This window comes from Cupriavidus sp. C1SS-2L (assembly GCF_057073735.1).
Map to the genome: position 1 here is coordinate 2,629,760 of NZ_CP172708.1, position 16,321 is coordinate 2,646,080.

At 63.4% G+C, this 16,321-nt stretch carries 16 protein-coding genes; 4 read left to right on the top strand and 12 right to left on the bottom strand.

Translation table 11 applies throughout. The features are described from left to right. Positions 1–77: 77 nt before the first annotated feature. The 12 genes from ACIGJG_RS12180 to ACIGJG_RS12235 form a co-directional block, all read right to left on the bottom strand. Positions 78–779 (bottom strand): ABC transporter ATP-binding protein, encoded by a 702-nt coding sequence (locus ACIGJG_RS12180; protein WP_011298466.1) that lies wholly within the window; start codon positions 777–779, stop codon positions 78–80. Then, positions 779–1,552 (bottom strand): high-affinity branched-chain amino acid ABC transporter ATP-binding protein LivG, encoded by a 774-nt coding sequence (gene livG / locus ACIGJG_RS12185; protein WP_140951983.1) that lies wholly within the window; start codon positions 1,550–1,552, stop codon positions 779–781. Before livG ends, ACIGJG_RS12180 begins: the two co-directional genes overlap by 1 nt. An 8-nt stretch (positions 1,553–1,560) precedes the next feature. Continuing rightward, a complete protein-coding gene (locus ACIGJG_RS12190; protein WP_290371295.1) occupies positions 1,561–2,838 on the bottom strand; it encodes a high-affinity branched-chain amino acid ABC transporter permease LivM in 1,278 nt (425 codons plus the stop codon). A gap of 12 nt (positions 2,839–2,850) precedes the next feature. Continuing rightward, positions 2,851–3,777 carry a high-affinity branched-chain amino acid ABC transporter permease LivH gene (livH, locus tag ACIGJG_RS12195; RefSeq protein WP_011298469.1) on the bottom strand — a complete coding sequence of 309 codons (927 nt, stop codon included), beginning with the start codon at positions 3,775–3,777 and terminating at the stop codon, positions 2,851–2,853. Between the two features lie 115 nt (positions 3,778–3,892). After that, positions 3,893–5,008: a branched-chain amino acid ABC transporter substrate-binding protein gene (locus tag ACIGJG_RS12200; protein ID WP_011298470.1), complete on the bottom strand. Its 1,116-nt coding sequence runs from the start codon at positions 5,006–5,008 to the stop codon at positions 3,893–3,895. 527 nt (positions 5,009–5,535) lie between these two features. Beyond that, the gene (gene gltA, locus ACIGJG_RS12205) at positions 5,536–6,837 is read right to left on the bottom strand and encodes a citrate synthase (RefSeq protein ID WP_011298471.1); all 1,302 of its coding nucleotides are present in this window, start codon (positions 6,835–6,837) and stop codon (positions 5,536–5,538) included. A 44-nt stretch (positions 6,838–6,881) separates the two neighbouring features. After that, on the bottom strand, positions 6,882–7,169 hold the full coding sequence (locus tag ACIGJG_RS12210) for an FAD assembly factor SdhE (protein ID WP_011298472.1): 288 nt from the start codon (positions 7,167–7,169) through the stop codon (positions 6,882–6,884). Between the two features lie 93 nt (positions 7,170–7,262). Next, positions 7,263–7,964 carry a succinate dehydrogenase iron-sulfur subunit gene (locus ACIGJG_RS12215; protein WP_011298473.1) on the bottom strand — a complete coding sequence of 234 codons (702 nt, stop codon included), beginning with the start codon at positions 7,962–7,964 and terminating at the stop codon, positions 7,263–7,265. Positions 7,965–7,998: 34 nt separating this feature from the next. Beyond that, complete coding sequence (gene sdhA, locus ACIGJG_RS12220) at positions 7,999–9,777, bottom strand: succinate dehydrogenase flavoprotein subunit (RefSeq protein ID WP_011298474.1); 1,779 nt, start codon at positions 9,775–9,777, stop codon at positions 7,999–8,001. A 3-nt stretch (positions 9,778–9,780) separates the two neighbouring features. Then, positions 9,781–10,146: a succinate dehydrogenase, hydrophobic membrane anchor protein gene (sdhD, locus tag ACIGJG_RS12225; RefSeq protein ID WP_011298475.1), complete on the bottom strand. Its 366-nt coding sequence runs from the start codon at positions 10,144–10,146 to the stop codon at positions 9,781–9,783. Between the two features lie 11 nt (positions 10,147–10,157). Next, a complete protein-coding gene (gene sdhC, locus ACIGJG_RS12230) occupies positions 10,158–10,568 on the bottom strand; it encodes a succinate dehydrogenase, cytochrome b556 subunit (RefSeq protein WP_011298476.1) in 411 nt (136 codons plus the stop codon). Positions 10,569–10,815: 247 nt separating this feature from the next. Continuing rightward, entirely contained in the window at positions 10,816–11,679 is an 864-nt protein-coding gene (locus ACIGJG_RS12235) for a GntR family transcriptional regulator (protein ID WP_011298477.1), read from the bottom strand. A gap of 378 nt (positions 11,680–12,057) precedes the next feature. On the opposite strand from ACIGJG_RS12235, the gene ACIGJG_RS12240 reads away from it, so the two are divergent. The 4 genes from ACIGJG_RS12240 (at position 12,058) to ACIGJG_RS12255 (ending at position 16,141) form a co-directional block, all read left to right on the top strand. Next, positions 12,058–13,041: a malate dehydrogenase gene (locus tag ACIGJG_RS12240; protein WP_011298478.1), complete on the top strand. Its 984-nt coding sequence runs from the start codon at positions 12,058–12,060 to the stop codon at positions 13,039–13,041. Between the two features lie 137 nt (positions 13,042–13,178). Continuing rightward, complete coding sequence (locus ACIGJG_RS12245) at positions 13,179–14,159, top strand: HpcH/HpaI aldolase/citrate lyase family protein (RefSeq protein WP_011298479.1); 981 nt, start codon at positions 13,179–13,181, stop codon at positions 14,157–14,159. A 54-nt stretch (positions 14,160–14,213) separates the two neighbouring features. Next, positions 14,214–15,395, top strand: coding sequence for a bifunctional 2-methylcitrate synthase/citrate synthase (gene prpC, locus ACIGJG_RS12250; protein WP_483672398.1), 1,182 nt, complete (start codon positions 14,214–14,216; stop codon positions 15,393–15,395). Between the two features lie 209 nt (positions 15,396–15,604). Beyond that, positions 15,605–16,141: a hypothetical protein gene (locus ACIGJG_RS12255; protein ID WP_011298481.1), complete on the top strand. Its 537-nt coding sequence runs from the start codon at positions 15,605–15,607 to the stop codon at positions 16,139–16,141. Positions 16,142–16,321 lie beyond the last annotated feature (180 nt).

Genomic DNA, 16,321 nt, shown 5'->3' on the forward strand with positions numbered 1-16,321 from the left:
CGATTGGCGAAAGGGGGCTTTCGTGGATGGCGAAAGCCATACCGTCGCCCCCGCGACGCGGGAACGACGGCATGGGATCAGCCGCCCAGATAGGCTGCCTTGATCCGGTCGTTGGACAGCAGGTTGGCGCCGGTATCGGCCAGCACTACCTTGCCGGTTTCCAGCACGTAGCCGCGGTCCGCGACCTGCAGCGCCTTGTTGGCGTTCTGCTCGACCAGGAACACAGTGACGCCTTCGTCACGGATCGTGCGGATGATGTCGAAGATCTGCGCGATGATCAGCGGCGCCAGACCGAGCGTGGGCTCGTCAAGCAGCAGCAGGCGCGGCCGGCTCATCAGCGCGCGGCCGATCGCCAGCATCTGCTGCTCGCCGCCCGACATGGTGCCGGCGCGCTGGGCCGACCGCTGGTTCAGCCGCGGGAACAGCTTGAACACGTGCTCGATGCCCGCCTCGATGTCTTCGCGCTTGGCGAAGAATGCCCCCATCTTCAGGTTTTCCAGCACCGTCAGGCTCGGAAACACGCGCCGCCCTTCCGGCGAGATGGCCATGCCCATGCGCATGATCTCGTGCGTCGAACGGTTCGTGATGTCCTGCCCCTCGAACAGCACGCGGCCGCTCGACGCGCGCGGCGATCCGCACACGGTCATCATCAGCGTCGTCTTGCCGGCGCCGTTGCTGCCGATCAGGGTGACGATCTCGCCCTTGTTGACTTCGATCGATACGCCCGACAGCGCCTCGACGGCGCCGTAGTGGGTATGGACCTGTTCCAGCTTCAGCATCAGTCCTCTCCCAGGTAGGCCTTGATCACGCGCGGGTCGTTGCGCACTTCCTCGGGCTTGCCGATCACGATCGGCTTGCCGTGCTCCATCACCAGGATGCGGTCGGACACGCCCATCACCAGGCTCATGTCGTGCTCGATCAGCAGCACGGCGATGCCGTACTCCTTGCGCAACTGGTCGATGAGCTGCGACAGCTCGATCTTCTCTTGCGGGTTCAGGCCCGCAGCCGGTTCGTCCAGCATCAGCAGGCGCGGCTTCGTGATCATGCAGCGCGCGATCTCGAGCCGGCGCTGGTGACCGTACGACAGCGTGCCTGCCTCTCGGTTGGCAACCTTGGTCAGGCCCATGCGCTCCAGCCATTCGGCGGCACGCTCCAGCGCTTCACGTTCGGCGCGGCGATAGGCCGGCGTCGCGAACAGTCCGCGCAGGATGCCCGCCTGCACCTGCAGGTGCTGCGCGACCAGCAGGTTCTCCACCACGGTCAGGTTCTTGAACAGGCGGATGTTCTGGAACGTGCGCACCAGGCCCTTGCGCGCCACCATATGGCTCGGGAGGCCGGCGATGGCATGGCCGTCCAGCGTGACCTCGCCCGCCGTCGGCTTGTAGAAACCGCCGACGCAGTTGAACACCGTGGTCTTGCCGGCGCCATTCGGGCCGATGATCGCGAAGACCTCGTCGCGCCTGACATCGAACTCGATGCCATCCACCGCCAGCAGGCCGCCGAAGCGCATCTGCAGGCCGGAAACTTTCAGCAATTCCGCATTTGCATTCATCGCCGTACTCATCGGGGAAGCTCCACGTGCGGACGGCTCGCGGGCAGCAGGCCCTGCGGACGCCACATCATCATCAGCACCATCACCAGGCCGAAAATCAGCATGCGGTATTCGGCGAAACCGCGCGCCACTTCGGGCAGCACGGTCAGCAGGATCGCGGCGAGGATCACGCCCAGCTGCGAACCCATGCCGCCCAGCACCACCACGGCCAGCACCAGCGCCGATTCGATGAAGGTGAACGATTCCGGATTGACCAGTCCCTGGCGGGCCGCGAAGAACGCGCCGCCGATGCCCGCGAACGCCGCCCCCAGCGTGAACGCCGACAGCTTGATGCGGGTCGGGTTCATGCCCAGCGATCGGCACGCGATCTCGTCCTCGCGCAGCGCTTCCCACGCACGGCCCATCGGCATGCGGATCAGGCGGCTGGTTACGAACAGCGTGAAGCCCACCAGCAGCAGCGCGAGCAGGTACAGGAAGATCACCATGTGCTCGCCCTTGTAGTCCAGCCCGATCAGCTCATGGAAAGTGCGTGCGCCTTCGACGGTGGCGCTGCGCGCCATCTCGAAGCCGAATACAGTGGGCTTCGGAATGCCCGAGATTCCGTCCGGGCCGCCGGTGTACTCGGTCAGGTTGCGCGCGAGCAGGCGGATGATCTCGCCGAAGCCCAGCGTCACGATGGCCAGGTAGTCACCGCGCAGGCGCAGCACAGGGAAGCCGAGCAGGAAGCCGAAGGTGGCAGACATCGCTGCAGCAATCGGCAGGCATTCCCAGAAGCCGAGGCCGAAGTACTGGTTCAGCATGGCGTAGGTATAGCCACCCACGGCGTAGAAGCCCACGTAGCCAAGGTCCAGCAGTCCGGCGAAGCCGACCACGATATTCAGGCCAAGCCCGAGAATCACGTAGATCAACGCAAGCGTCGCCACATCCACCGCACCGCGCGAGCCGAAGAAAGGCCACACGAGGCCCACGGCCAGCAGCACCCACACCGCCGCGCGCTGCTGGCCGACGCCGAGTTGCGGCATGGCCGGCATGCGCACGGCGCTGCCGGCACGCGACAGCAGCGGCTTGAACAGCTGGAACAGGAAGACCGCCGCCACGGCGATCCACACCGGCCGCCAGTGCGGCTCCAGCACGACCTTGTAGCCGTCCAGCTTGAGTTGCAGGCCGAGCACGGGAATGGTCAGGATGGCCGTCATCACCGCGGCCACCACGGCATTCTTCAGGGATTGCCCTGCGGGCAGGGCAGAAGCCCGGTTTGCGGGCATTGCAGAAGTCCGGTTTGTCATGTCGCGTCTCCCTCAGACCTTTTCCACGTCTGGCTTGCCGAGCAGGCCGGTCGGGCGGAACAGCAGCACCAGCACCAGCAGGCTGAAGGCCACCACGTCCTTGTATTCGGCCGGCATGTAGCCCGACGCGAAGGTTTCGACCAGGCCCAGCAGCACGCCGCCGAGCATCGCGCCCGGGATGCTCCCAATGCCTCCCAGCACCGCGGCGGTGAACGCCTTGATGCCGGCGATAAAGCCGATAAACGGATTGAGCTTGCCGATGGTCAGCCCGATCAGCACGCCGCCGACCGCGGCCAGCATCGCGCCGAGCACGAACGTGAACGAGATCACGCGGTTCGTATCGATACCCAGCAGGTTGGCCATGCGCATGTCCTCAGCGCACGCGCGGCACGCGCGGCCCATGCGGGAATGGCCGATGAACAGCGTCAGCGCGATCATCAGCACCAGCGTCACGCCGACGATCAGCAGACGGGAATATGGCACTGTGACGGTGAAATCGCTGCCCATCTGGAATTCGATGGCGCCCGAGATCAGGATCGGCACGGACACGTCGCGCGCACCCTGCCCGATCTGCACGTAGTTCTGCAGGAAGATCGACATGCCGATGGCCGAGATCAGCGGCACCAGCCGCGGCCCGCCGCGCAAGGGCCGATACGCCACGCGCTCGACCGCGAAGCCATAGCAGCCGGTGATCACGACGGAGACCAGCAGAGCGGCACCCAGCACCAGCGGCAACGGGTAGCCGGCCTGCACGCCGATGGCGGTCAGTGTGACCAGACCCACGTACGCACCGATCATGTAGATCTCGCCGTGGGCGAAGTTGATCATGCCGATGATGCCGTAGACCATCGTGTAGCCGATGGCGATCAACGCATAGATCGCACCCAGCGTCAGGCCATTGACCAGCTGCTGGGTGAACTGTGGAAGAAATTCGTTCATGGGGGGAAGCCTCAGGAAGTCGAAGCCCGGATGAAAGCCCGCGCCGAAGCCCGATAGCGGACCATCCCGCGGCCCCTTGTGGAGGCGCGGGATGGCTACGAAGGAAAGGCCGGGATCAGTTGGCGGCGGTCTTGCTGGCGTCCTTGTGCCAGGTGTAGACCACGAACTTGAAGGACTTCAGGTCGCCCTTGTCGTCGTACTCGACCTTGCCGATCGGGGTCTGGAAGGCGTTCTTGTGCATGTACGCCGCGACCTTGGTCGGATCGGTGCTCTTGGCGCCGGCGATGGCGTCGCCGAGGATCTTGACGGCGGCGTAGGACGGCATCTGGAACGGGCCGTTGGCATCACGCTTCTTGTCGGCGAACGCCTTCACCAGGCCTGCGTTGGCAGGGTCGGCCGAGAAGTCGGCCGGCAGCGTCACCAGCATGCCTTCGGAAGCCGGGCCCGCAATCGCGGTGACGTCCTTGTTGCCCACGCCCTCGGGGCCCATGAACGTGGCCTTCACGCCCTGCTCGCGCGCCTGGCGCATCAGCAGGCCCATTTCCGGGTGGTAACCGCCGAAGTAGACGAAATCCACGCCCTGCGACTTCAGCTTCGTGATCACGGCGGAGTAATCCGAATCGCCGGCGTTGATGCCTTCAAACAGCGCCACCGGGATCTTGGCGGCTTCCAGGTCCCTCTTCACCGAGGTAGCGATGCCCTGGCCGTAGGACTGCTTGTCGTGCAGCACGGCGACCTTCTTCGGCTTGACCTTGCTGATGATGTACTGGGCGGCAGCCGGGCCCTGCTGGTCATCGCGGCCGATGGTGCGGAAGATGAACTTGCGCTTTTTCGCTTCGGTCAGTTGCGGTGCGGTGGCCGACGGCGTGACCATCACAATGCCTTCGTTCTCGTAGATATCCGAAGCCGGGATGGTCGAGCCCGAGCACACATGGCCAATGACGTACTTAATGCCCTGGCTGACGATCTTGTTGGCCACGGCCACGGCCTGCTTCGGCTCGCAGGCATCATCCATCATCACCGCCTCGAACTTGTTGCCGCCGGCACCACCGGCTGCGTTGATCTGTTCAATGGCGGTCAGCGCACCGGCCTTGACCATATCGCCATACTGCGCCACGGCGCCGCTCATCGGGCCGGCAATAGCGATCTTCACGGTTTCGGCGTTGGCGGCAGCGCCAAGGGTGGCCAGCACGGCGGCCAACGAAATGGACGTAAGGCGGGAAAGCGTCATCAGGAGCTCCTCGATTGGTATTGTGGTCATACGGGCAAGAGACGGCATGACCTGCGCAATCGAACTACACCCCGCGGACGACAGAGAAACCAGGTCCGAGACGCGGAAGACGGGTCCGGCAAGAAGACAGCGAATGCGGGGCCCGGCATGTGTCAGCCCCCGGAAGGATCAGGGGAGCATGGTTCGGAAAGACAACGTTTGATGCGTTCTCTATTGCGCAAGCGCTGTCGCCTGCCCCGCTTGCCGCACGGCTTGCCGGAAGGGTGACCCGGCTGCCATCGGCAGAGCAGCCCGCATTATAGGGTCAAATTCCCTGCCGGATACGAAAATCGCACAACAAATGCGGAACCCGTTTGGTCGATCGCGACACAATTCACCACAAATTGCGCTTCTGACCACTCGAGGTGCAACTTCCTGCTACTGCGATCGCTGCATCGCACAAGACGCGTGACGCCGGAAAGACAAACGCCCCGGCGAGCCGGGGCGTTTGGGATTGCTGCGGTGCGCAGCCAGAGCGATTCCCGCGCTTAGCGCTTGGAAATGTCCGGCACGTCGCGCGAAGCGGCGCCGTTGAACAGCTGGCGCGGACGGCCGATCTTGTATTCCGGATCGGTGATCATCTCTTCCCACTGCGAGATCCAGCCCGGGGTACGAGCCAGCGCGAAGATGCAGGTGAACAGCGACGTCGGGATACCCAGCGCGCGCTGGACGATGCCCGAGTAGAAGTCGACGTTCGGGTACAGCTTGCGGCTGACGAAGTATTCGTCTTCCAGCGCGATCTTTTCCAGCTCCATGGCGAGCTTGAACAGCGGGTCGTTGTGCAGGCCCAGTTCGTTCAGCACTTCATGGCAGGTTTCGCGCATCAGCTTGGCGCGCGGATCGTAGTTCTTGTACACGCGGTGGCCAAAGCCCATCAGGCGCACGCCCGAGTTCTTGTCCTTGACCTGCTTGATGAACTCGCCGATGTTGTCGACGCTGCCGATCTCTTCCAGCATCTTCAGCGCGGCTTCGTTGGCGCCGCCGTGAGCCGGACCCCACAGGCAGGCCACGCCAGCGGCGATCGCTGCGAAGGGGTTCGTACCCGACGAACCGGCCAGACGCACGGTCGAGGTCGAAGCGTTCTGCTCGTGGTCGGCGTGCAGGATGAAGATTCGGTCCAGCGCACGCTCCAGCACCGGGTTCACGGTGTACGGGGCGCACGGCGTGCCGAACAGCATGCGCAGGAAGTTGCCCGAGTAGGACAGGTCGTTCTGCGGGTAGATGTACGGCTGGCCGATGTTGTACTTGTACGCCATGGCGACCATGGTCGGCATCTTGGCGATCAGGCGGATGGCCGAGATCTCGCGCTGGTGCGGATCATCGATGTCCATCGCGTCGTGGTAGAACGCGCTCATGGCACCGACCAGGCCGGTCAGCACGGCCATCGGGTGCGCATCGCGGCGGAAACCGCGCAGGAAGAACTGCAGCTGCTCGTGAACCATGGTGTGGTTCATGACGTGGCCGGTGAATTCTTCCTTCTGCTTGGCGTTGGGCAGTTCGCCCTTCAGCAACAGGTAGCAGGTTTCGAGGTGGTCGCACTTCTGCGCCAGTTGCTCGATCGGGTAGCCGCGGTACAGCAGCTCGCCCTTGTCGCCGTCGATGTAGGTGATCTTCGAATTGCACGAAGCCGTCGACATGAAACCGGGGTCGTAGGTGAACTTGCCGGTCTGGCCGTACAGCTTGCGAATGTCGATCACGTCCGGGCCTACGGTGCCCTTGTAGATCGGCAGCTCAACGCTGGGGGAACCATCGGAGAACGATAGCGTGGCTTTCACATCGGACGGCGTCATGTCGGATCCTTCAAATGCTGTGAATAATAATATTGACCAAATACTCAGACCGAACGCAGCAGGCCAATGATGCGCTGCATCGGGGGCGTGTCGAGCTCACCGTCTAGCTCCTTGCGGGCAAGGAGCAGGTCCATCAACTCGTTGTCGCTGAGCTCGAACAGCTCGCTCAGCGAAGCCACATCCTCATCGGACAGGCTCTCCTCGTAACGGTTGAAGAATCGCTCGACGATGATGTCGTTCTCCAGGAGGCCGCGACGCGCACGCCAGCGCAGGCGCGCACGCTTGTGCGGATCGGCCTGATGGGAGAAGGTGGTGGAGAGACTCTCGGTCATGGCTTCCTGCTTTCCGGCGCGCCCGCCTGATATAGCCGCTCAGGCTGACGCGCCGCTTACAACTACTGCTCTTTACTGCAAACCACCGTCGGATCAGACCGCGCGGCGGACCATCAGCTCTTTGATCTTGCCGATGGCCTTGGTCGGGTTCAGACCCTTCGGGCACACGTCCACGCAGTTCATGATGCTGTGGCAACGGAACAGGCGGTACGGGTCGTTCAGGTTGTCCAGACGCTCACTGGTGGCCTGGTCGCGGCTGTCCGCGATGAAGCGGTATGCCTGCAGCAGACCGGCCGGGCCGACGAACTTGTCCGGGTTCCACCAGAACGACGGGCACGACGTCGAGCAGCTCGCGCACAGAATGCACTCGTACAGGCCGTCGAGCTCGTCGCGCTCTTCCGGCGACTGCAGACGCTCTTTCTCGGGCGGCGGCTCGTCGTTGATCAGGAACGGCTTGATCGAGTTGTACTGCTTGAAGAAGTTCGTCATGTCGACGATCAGGTCGCGCACGACCGGCAGGCCGGGCAGCGGACGCAGCACGATACGGTCCGGCAGCTCGCGCATATTGGTCAGGCAGGCCAGGCCGTTCTTGCCGTTGATGTTCATCGCGTCCGAACCGCACACGCCTTCACGGCACGAACGGCGGAACGAGATGGTCTCGTCCAGCTTCTTCAGCTTGACCAGCGCGTCCAGCAGCATGCGCTCGTGACCGTCGAGCTCGACCTCGTAGGTCTGCATGCGCGGTGCCGCGTCCTTGTCCGGATCGTAGCGGTAGACTTCGAAAATACGCTTCATTTCTGTAGGTCCTGTTTTCTCTACGATGCGGTGCTCAGAAAGTACGGGCCTTCGGCGGAACGCTTTCCACCGTCAGCGGCTCCATCTTCACCGGCTTGTAGTCGAGGCGGTTGCCTTCGCTGTAGAACAGCGTGTGCTTGAGCCAGTTCTGGTCGTCGCGGTTCGGGAAATCGCTGTGGGCGTGCGCACCGCGCGATTCCTTGCGGGCAGCGGCCGAAATCATCGTTGCCTTGGCCACTTCCACCAGGTTGGCCACTTCCAGGGCTTCAACCAGCGCGGTGTTGAAGACCTTGGACTTGTCCTTCAGGTGGATGTTGTTGGCGCGCTCCGACACTTCCAGGATGCGCTCAACGCCTTCGTCCATCAGCTTTTGCGTACGGAACACGCCGGCATGCGACTGCATGTTCTTGCGGATGTCGTTGGCGACGTCCTGCGTGTATTCGCCCGACGACGTGGCCTGCAGCTTGGCCAGGCGCGACATCGCGAGGTCCGCGGCATCGGCCGGCAGCGGCTTGTGTTCCTTCTGCTTCAGGTTCTGGGCGATGATGTGGTTGCCGGCGGCACGGCCGAACACCACCAGGTCCAGCAGCGAGTTGGTGCCCAGGCGGTTCGCGCCGTGGACCGACACGCACGAGCATTCGCCGATCGCGTAGAAACCGTTCAGCACCTCGTTCGGGTTACCGTTCTTCGGCACCACGACCTGGCCGTGGAAGTTCGTCGGAATGCCACCCATCTGATAGTGGATGGTCGGGACGACGGGAATCGGTTCCTTGATCGCGTCGACGTTGGCGAACTTCATGCCGATTTCGCGGATCGACGGCAGGCGCTTCATGATGGTCTCGGCACCGACGTGGGTCAGGTCGAGCAGCACGTAGTCGCCGTTCGGGCCGCAGCCGCGGCCTTCCTTGATTTCCTGGTCCATCGAGCGCGACACGAAGTCACGCGGCGCCAGATCCTTCAGCGTCGGGGCATAGCGCTCCATGAAGCGCTCGCCGTCCTTGTTGCGCAGGATACCGCCTTCGCCGCGCACGCCTTCGGTGATCAGCACGCCCGCGCCGGCCACGCCGGTCGGGTGGAACTGCCAGAACTCCATGTCTTCCAGCGGCACGCCAGCGCGAGCGGCCATGCCCAGACCGTCACCGGTATTGATGAAGGCGTTGGTCGACGCAGCGTAGATACGGCCGGCACCGCCCGTGGCGAACAGCGTGGTCTTGGCTTCGAGGATGTAGACCTCGCCGGTTTCCATTTCCAGCGCGGTCACGCCCAGCACGTCGCCGTCCTGGTCGCGGATCAGGTCCAGCGCCATCCATTCGACGAAGAAGTGGGTCTTGGCGCGCACATTGCGCTGGTACAGCGTGTGCAGCAGTGCGTGGCCGGTACGGTCAGCCGCGGCGCAGGCGCGCTGCACGGGCTTTTCACCGTAATTGGCCGTATGGCCGCCGAACGGACGCTGGTAGATCGTGCCGTCCGGGTTACGGTCGAATGGCATGCCGAAGTGTTCGAGCTCGTACACGACCTTCGGGGCTTCACGGCACATGAACTCGATGGCGTCCTGGTCGCCCAGCCAGTCGGAGCCCTTGATGGTGTCGTAGAAGTGATAGTGCCAGTTGTCTTCGCTCATGTTGCCGAGCGAAGCACCGATGCCGCCCTGCGCCGCCACGGTGTGCGAGCGGGTCGGGAACACCTTGGACAGCACGGCCACGTTCAGGCCGGCTTCCGCGAGCTGGAGGGATGCGCGCATCCCGGCGCCGCCAGCACCGACGATGACCACGTCAAAGCGGCGACGCGGCAATCCAGTCTTGACTGCGACCATTTATTACACCCTCCAGAGAATCTGAGCAGCGTAGCCCGCACAACCGACGAGCCACAGAATCGTAAGAACTTGCAGCACGAGGCGCACGGCCATCGGCTTCACATAGTCCATCCAGATGTCACGTACGCCGATCCAGGCGTGATACAGCAGCGACAGGATGGTCAGGAACGTGATGATCTTCATCCACTGGTTGGAGAAGAGCCCTGCCCACGCTTCGTACGAAGCGCCGTTCGACAGCAGGAAGGCAATAGCCAGGATCACGGTGAACACCACCATGATCACAGCCGTGACGCGTTGCGCGAGCCAGTCTTTCAGGCCGTAGTGGGCACCGACGACAAGACGCTTGGGACCGATATTATTGTTTGCCACCTTGATTCTCCTCAGAACAGGCCGAACAGCTTCAGGCCGAAAATCAGGGTAAGCAGCAGGCTGACAACCAGCACGCTGATGGCAGACTTAGCCGAAGCGGGCTTGGAAACGCCGACGTGCACGTCCAGCAGCAGGAAGCGGATACCAGCGCAGAAGTGATGCAGATAACCCCAGATCAGGGCCAGCACAACCAGCTTGACGAAGCCACCGGACAACAGGGCCGAGAACTTTGCGAAGCTCAGTTCGGAGGTAATGCTCTGCTCAAACAGGTACAGAACAAAGGGAAGAAGAAGGAACATCATTGCGCCGCTCACGCGATGCAGGATGGACACCTTGCCGGCCCAGGGCAACCGGTATTTCGCGATCTGCGAGATACCGATATTCCGGAACTCCGGCCTGGCTTTGTTGACGGCTTCAGCCATGCGAGACCCCATTTTGCGGTAAACAAAAAACGAAACTGCCATTGCCCTGCATGCAAAAGAATGCATTGGGGCAAATCCATGAGATTTTAGCGCCTTTGTTGCGCGCCGCACCAATAATTTTCAGCTATCAGGCCCGGACAGCCGGCGCGCGACAATCGCACACGGCGCGTCGCGATGCGCCAAATCCACCCCTGCCACGCAACAGCTACCGCGATCATGACAATTGCCGCAATAATCCCGGCGGCATTCAGCTCAGGTCGTTCTGGTAATAGTGGCGCGTCGTCACATACAGGCCGCGCCGCACTTCGACCGGACGGTCGCCATACGTGTACGACACACGCTCGACTGACAGCAGCGGTGACCCGACCGGGACGGAAAGCAGGGCGGCCGCCGTCTCGTCGGCAGCCACCGCGCGAATCTTCTCAGAGGCCCGAATCATGCGGGTACCGAATTCGGCCTCGAACAATGCGTACATGGGGCCCTTCCACTCAGTCAGCTTCTCTGCCGTGAGCCCCTTGAAGTTGGCGCCGAGCAGCCAGATCTCGTCCAGCACGGTCGACTCGCCCGAAAATGTCAGCACGCGGCGAATCTGCACGACGCTGTCGCCGGTGCGGATATCGAGCAGCCGAGCGATCTCGGCGGGCGCGCGCAGCCGCTTGCATTCGAGCACGTGGCTGGCGCCATAATGCGGTTCGCCTTCGTCCGGCACCAGCCGCAGGAAGCGGAACTTGACCACGTCTTCGTGGTGGGTGGTGACGAAGGTACCCTTGCCTTGCCGCCGCGCCACCAGGTTTTCGGCCGCCAGTTCATCGATGGCCTTGCGCACGGTGCCCTGGCTGACCTTGTAGCGCGATGCCAGCTCCATTTCGCTGGGTATCATGTCACCCGGTTTCCACTCGCCCGATTGCAGGCTGCGCGTGATCAGGGCCTTGATCTGCTGGTAAAGCGGACTGAAAGTCGGCGACGGCACGGCGTGGACAGCGGTGGAAGGCGGCTGCTGGGAAGACGATGAGGAAGACGACGGCTGCGCCCCGGCGCCGGAGGTGGCGGCGGCAGAATCCTGCGCTCCGGGTAGGGCAGCGCCGGTCAGGGACGTAGGCAGGGAGGACATAGCCGGATTTCACCACAAAACGGCGAAGCCCGTCCAGCCTGACGTTAAACGTCTTATGTCTTATATAAGACATATGAATTGACATGAGGGGGAGCCCCGGCCTACACTCGCGCTGGTCCACGCCAGCGGCGCGCGTGACACAGACATGACAGCCGCTCAATCTGGCTAATGCGCCCCGCTTCGCAGTAGACTTACGCTTCGTTGCTTCACCATGACCCGTTGTGGCTACCCTCACCGGTTCCCCCAGTGGCTTTGCCACCTGGTTCCGGCAGAGTGCCGCTCCCCGCTGTGGCGACAACCAGCACGTGGTGACGAGCCTCCCCCTACGCGGCACGCCACCCACCGGTTTCCCCCATCTATTCGTTTGGAGATTTACTCATGGCTAAAGCCCCAATGCGCGTCGCAGTGACCGGCGCCGCTGGCCAGATCGGCTACTCCCTGCTGTTCCGCATCGCCAACGGCGACATGCTGGGCAAAGACCAGCCGGTCATCCTCCAACTGCTCGACCTGCCCCAGGCCCAGGCGGCCGTCAAGGGCGTGGTGATGGAACTGGAAGACTGCGCCTTCCCGCTGCTGGCCGGCGTGGTCATCACCGATGATCCGAAGGTTGCGTTCAAGGACGCCGACGTTGCCCTGCTGGTGGGCGCCCGTCCGCGCAGCAAGGGCATGGAACGCAAGGACCTGCTCGAAGCCAACGCCCAGATCTTCACGGTGCAGGGCAAGGCACTCGACGAAGTCGCCAGCCGCAACGTCAAGGTGCTGGTGGTCGGCAACCCGGCCAACACCAACGCCTACATCGCCATGAAGTCGGCACCGAGCCTGCCGCGCGAAAACTTCACCGCCATGCTGCGCCTGGACCACAACCGTGCCCTGTCGCAGATCGCCGCCAAGACCGGCAAGCCGGTGGCCTCGATCGAGAAGATGTTCGTGTGGGGCAACCACAGCCCGACCATGTACGCCGACTATCGCTACGCGACTGTCGACGGCAAGAGCGTCAAGGACATGATCAACGATCCGGTGTGGAACAACGACGTGTTCCTGCCGACCGTTGGCAAGCGCGGCGCCGCCATCATCGAAGCGCGTGGCCTGTCGTCGGCTGCCTCGGCTGCCAACGCCGCCATCGACCACGTGCATGATTGGGTGCTGGGTACCAACGGCAAGGTCGTCACCATGGGCATCCCGTCGAACGGCGAGTACGGCATCCCGGCCGACACCATGTTCGGCTACCCCGTGACCTGCGCCAACGGCAAGTACGAAATCGTCAAGGGTCTGGAGATCGACGCCTACAGCCAGGAAAAGATCAACATCACCCTGAACGAACTGGAAGAAGAGAAGGCCGGCGTGCAGCACCTGCTCGGCTGATCCTCGGACCCTGTCCGCATAGGAAACCGGAGCACCGCAACGATTCACGAATCGGCGCGGGCTCCGGTTTTTTTGTATTGGGCCCCTACCCTCGACTGTTTCGGCCCATCCCACAACCTTTCCCCACTGAAATCCAAGTGCATCCCTCCGAGGTCTTGTTCCAGGGCGAAGCCATCCCCATCCAGTTGCCGGTGTGTGACCACTACGCGGGCAGCGAAAAGCTGATGCTCAAGTCGCTGGCCCTGCAGCAAGAGCTTGGCCCCGTTTTCGACATCACGTTCGATTGCGAGGACGGTGCCGCCGTCGGCCTGGAACGCGAACACGCCGAACTGTGCGCAAGCCTGATCAACGGTCCGCTCAACGCCCACAACCGTGTGGGCGTACGCATCCATGACCCGGCCCATTCGTGCTGGAAGCAGGATGTCGACGTGCTGGTGCGCGCGGCAGGTACCCGGCTGGCCTACGTGGTCGTGCCCAAGGTGACCGACGTCGTCGAAGTGGCGCGCGTGACCGACCACGTCAACCAGGCAGCCCGCGCGGCAGGCATTGCCCGTCACATTCCAATCCATGTGCTGATCGAGACGCACGCGGCGCTAGAGCAGGCATTCGACATCGCTTCGCTGGTGCAGGTGGAGTGCCTGAGCTTTGGGCTGATGGACTTCGTGTCGGCCCACCATGGCGCCATTCCCGGCGAGGCCATGCGCTCGCCGCAGCAGTTCGAACATCCCCTGGTCCGCCGCGCGATGCTGGAGATCTCCGCAGCGTGCCACCGCCACGGCAAGGTGCCTTCGCATAACGTCAGCACCGACGTCCAGGTGCCCCAGCGCGCGGGCGATGATGCGCACCGCGCGCGCAGCGAGTTCGGATACCTGCGCAAGTGGAGCATCCACCCGGGACAGATCGAGCCGATCGTCGCCGCGTTCCGACCCGGCATCGAGGAAATCGGCGCGGCCAGCCAGATTCTGCTGGCCGCCCACGAAAACAATTGGGCCCCGATCCGGCACGACGGCCAACTGCATGACCGTGCCAGCTACCGTTACTACTGGTCGCTGCTGCAACGCGCTCACGCCACCGGCACGCCGCTGCCGAAGAACGTGGCCGAGTTGTTCTTCGACTAGCCCTGCACGCGCACAACAAGCATCCGGCATAGACCGATTCCAAAGGAGAACAGGATGTCCGCAGCCAATCACACCACCCCGGCAGACGCTCCGCAATCGGCGGGACCGAAGCCCAAGAAGTCCGTTGCCCTGTCGGGCGTGACCGCCGGTAATACCGCGCTATGTACCGTCGGCCGTACCGGCAACGACCTGCACTACCGCGGCTATGACATCCTGGACGTGGCCGATGCATGCGAGTTCGAGGAAATCGCCCACCTGCTGGTCCATGGCAAGCTGCCGAACAGGGCCGAACTGGCCGCCTACAAGACCAAGCTGAAGTCACTGCGCGGCCTGCCCGCCAACGTCAAGGCCGCGCTGGAATGGGTGCCTGCCTCGGCCCACCCGATGGACGTGATGCGCACCGGCGTGTCGGTACTGGGCACCGTGCTGCCGGAGAAGGACGACCACAACGCCCCGGGCGCTCGCGACATTGCCGACCGCCTGATGGCCAGCCTGGGCTCGATGCTGCTGTACTGGTACCACTACAGCCACAACGGTCGCCGCATCGAAGTGGAAACCGACGACGACTCGATCGGCGCCCACTTCCTGCATCTGCTGCATGGCGAAAAGCCGTCAAAGCTGTGGGAACGCGCCATGCACACCTCGATGATCCTGTACGCCGAGCACGAGTTCAACGCATCGACCTTCACCGGCCGCGTGATCGCCGGCACGGGCTCGGACATGTACTCGGCCATCTGCGGCGCGATCGGCGCGCTGCGCGGCCCGAAGCACGGCGGGGCCAATGAAGTGGCCTTCGAGATCCAGAAGCGCTACGACAGCCCGGACGAAGCGCAGGCCGACATCACCCGCCGCGTCGAGAACAAGGAAGTCGTGATCGGCTTCGGCCATCCGGTGTACACCATTGCCGACCCGCGCAACCAGGTGATCAAGGAAACCGCGCGCAACCTGTCGAAGGACGCCGGCTCGATGAAGATGTTCGACATCGCCGAACGCCTGGAAACGGTGATGTGGGACATCAAGAAGATGTTCCCGAACCTGGACTGGTTCAGCGCCGTGAGCTACCACATGATGGGCGTGCCGACCGCAATGTTCACGCCGCTGTTCGTGATCGCTCGCACTTCGGGCTGGGCTGCGCATATCATCGAGCAGCGCATCGACAACAAGATCATCCGCCCGAGCGCCAACTATACGGGCCCCGAAGATCTGAAGTTCGTACCGATCGGCAAGCGCAAGTGATTGGCATGTGAGGCCCAGGCACCTGAGGCGCGGCATGTGAAGCGCGCCTCCGCCACATTCCCGCAATATCGTCCGGATTATGTAACGAAAGGACAGGCTGCTTGCCCTACTCCGCAAATCGTAGAGAATAGCGGCGGAATCTTGCCCAGGCTCCGGACTCTCCGGGGCTTGCCAGACCATAAAGACACAGACCCTGAAAGGTTATTCCCATGAAAAAGCTCATCCTCGCTGCGTGCATCGGCGCGTTCACCCTTGGTACCGTCGGCACCGTGATGGCCCAGGAACCGGCCAAGAAGACGACCACCAAGAAGGCGACCGCCAAGAAGAGCAAGGCAGCCCCGGCTGCCGAGACCGCCTCCACGCCGACGGGCGAGAAGTGGCAGTGCGAACTCGGCAACGTCCTGTACATCTCCGGCAACATGCTGCGCGATGAAGTGCTGACCGTGCACTGGCAAGGCCGCGACTACAAGCTGCCGCGCCAGTCCACCGTGACCGGCGCTGACCGCTACTTCGACGCCCGCTCCGGCCTGGACCTGGTGGTGATCCCGAGCAAGGCCATGTTGTTCAACAAGAACCTGGGCCAGCGCCTGGCCGACGAATGCCAGAACGCCGAGATGCAGGCCGGCGGCGCCGCGCCGACGCAAGCCGGCGGCCTGCGTGCGCCGGTGGCCTCGCCCCTGCTGGCCACGCCGCAGCAGCAACCGCAATCCGACGCCACGCAGCAGTCGGCGGCACCGAAGCAGTAAATCTCGCAGTTTCCCGGCCCAGCCTCCTCGAGGTTCAGGCCGGACCCGGCTTGCCATGCCGGCGGGGAATGGTTGCCGGCATGGCGGTCATGGCGCGAACACGGCGTTCGCCGGCCCGGCGCTGGCGACCCGTGAGCGCGGCAGTTAGAGTATCGGTGCGCAGCCGACATCGGACCGCGG

Excerpts from the sequence above, each read along its gene's own strand:
- sdhC (WP_011298476.1), bottom strand. The coding sequence starts at position 10,568 with ATGGCTGAAGCCGTCAACAAAGCCAGGCCGGAGTTCCGGAATATCGGT.
- ACIGJG_RS12180 (WP_011298466.1), bottom strand. The coding sequence starts at position 779 with ATGCTGAAGCTGGAACAGGTCCATACCCACTACGGCGCCGTCGAGGCG.
- ACIGJG_RS12240 (WP_011298478.1), top strand. The coding sequence starts at position 12,058 with ATGGCTAAAGCCCCAATGCGCGTCGCAGTGACCGGCGCCGCTGGCCAG.
- prpC (WP_483672398.1), top strand. The coding sequence starts at position 14,214 with ATGTCCGCAGCCAATCACACCACCCCGGCAGACGCTCCGCAATCGGCG.
- sdhA (WP_011298474.1), bottom strand. The coding sequence starts at position 9,777 with ATGGTCGCAGTCAAGACTGGATTGCCGCGTCGCCGCTTTGACGTGGTC.
- livG (WP_140951983.1), bottom strand. The coding sequence starts at position 1,552 with ATGAATGCAAATGCGGAATTGCTGAAAGTTTCCGGCCTGCAGATGCGC.
- livH (WP_011298469.1), bottom strand. The coding sequence starts at position 3,777 with ATGAACGAATTTCTTCCACAGTTCACCCAGCAGCTGGTCAATGGCCTG.
- ACIGJG_RS12190 (WP_290371295.1), bottom strand. The coding sequence starts at position 2,838 with ATGACAAACCGGACTTCTGCAATGCCCGCAAACCGGGCTTCTGCCCTG.
- ACIGJG_RS12210 (WP_011298472.1), bottom strand. The coding sequence starts at position 7,169 with ATGACCGAGAGTCTCTCCACCACCTTCTCCCATCAGGCCGATCCGCAC.
- ACIGJG_RS12215 (WP_011298473.1), bottom strand. The coding sequence starts at position 7,964 with ATGAAGCGTATTTTCGAAGTCTACCGCTACGATCCGGACAAGGACGCG.
- ACIGJG_RS12255 (WP_011298481.1), top strand. The coding sequence starts at position 15,605 with ATGAAAAAGCTCATCCTCGCTGCGTGCATCGGCGCGTTCACCCTTGGT.
- gltA (WP_011298471.1), bottom strand. The coding sequence starts at position 6,837 with ATGACGCCGTCCGATGTGAAAGCCACGCTATCGTTCTCCGATGGTTCC.
- ACIGJG_RS12235 (WP_011298477.1), bottom strand. The coding sequence starts at position 11,679 with ATGTCCTCCCTGCCTACGTCCCTGACCGGCGCTGCCCTACCCGGAGCG.
- ACIGJG_RS12200 (WP_011298470.1), bottom strand. The coding sequence starts at position 5,008 with ATGACGCTTTCCCGCCTTACGTCCATTTCGTTGGCCGCCGTGCTGGCC.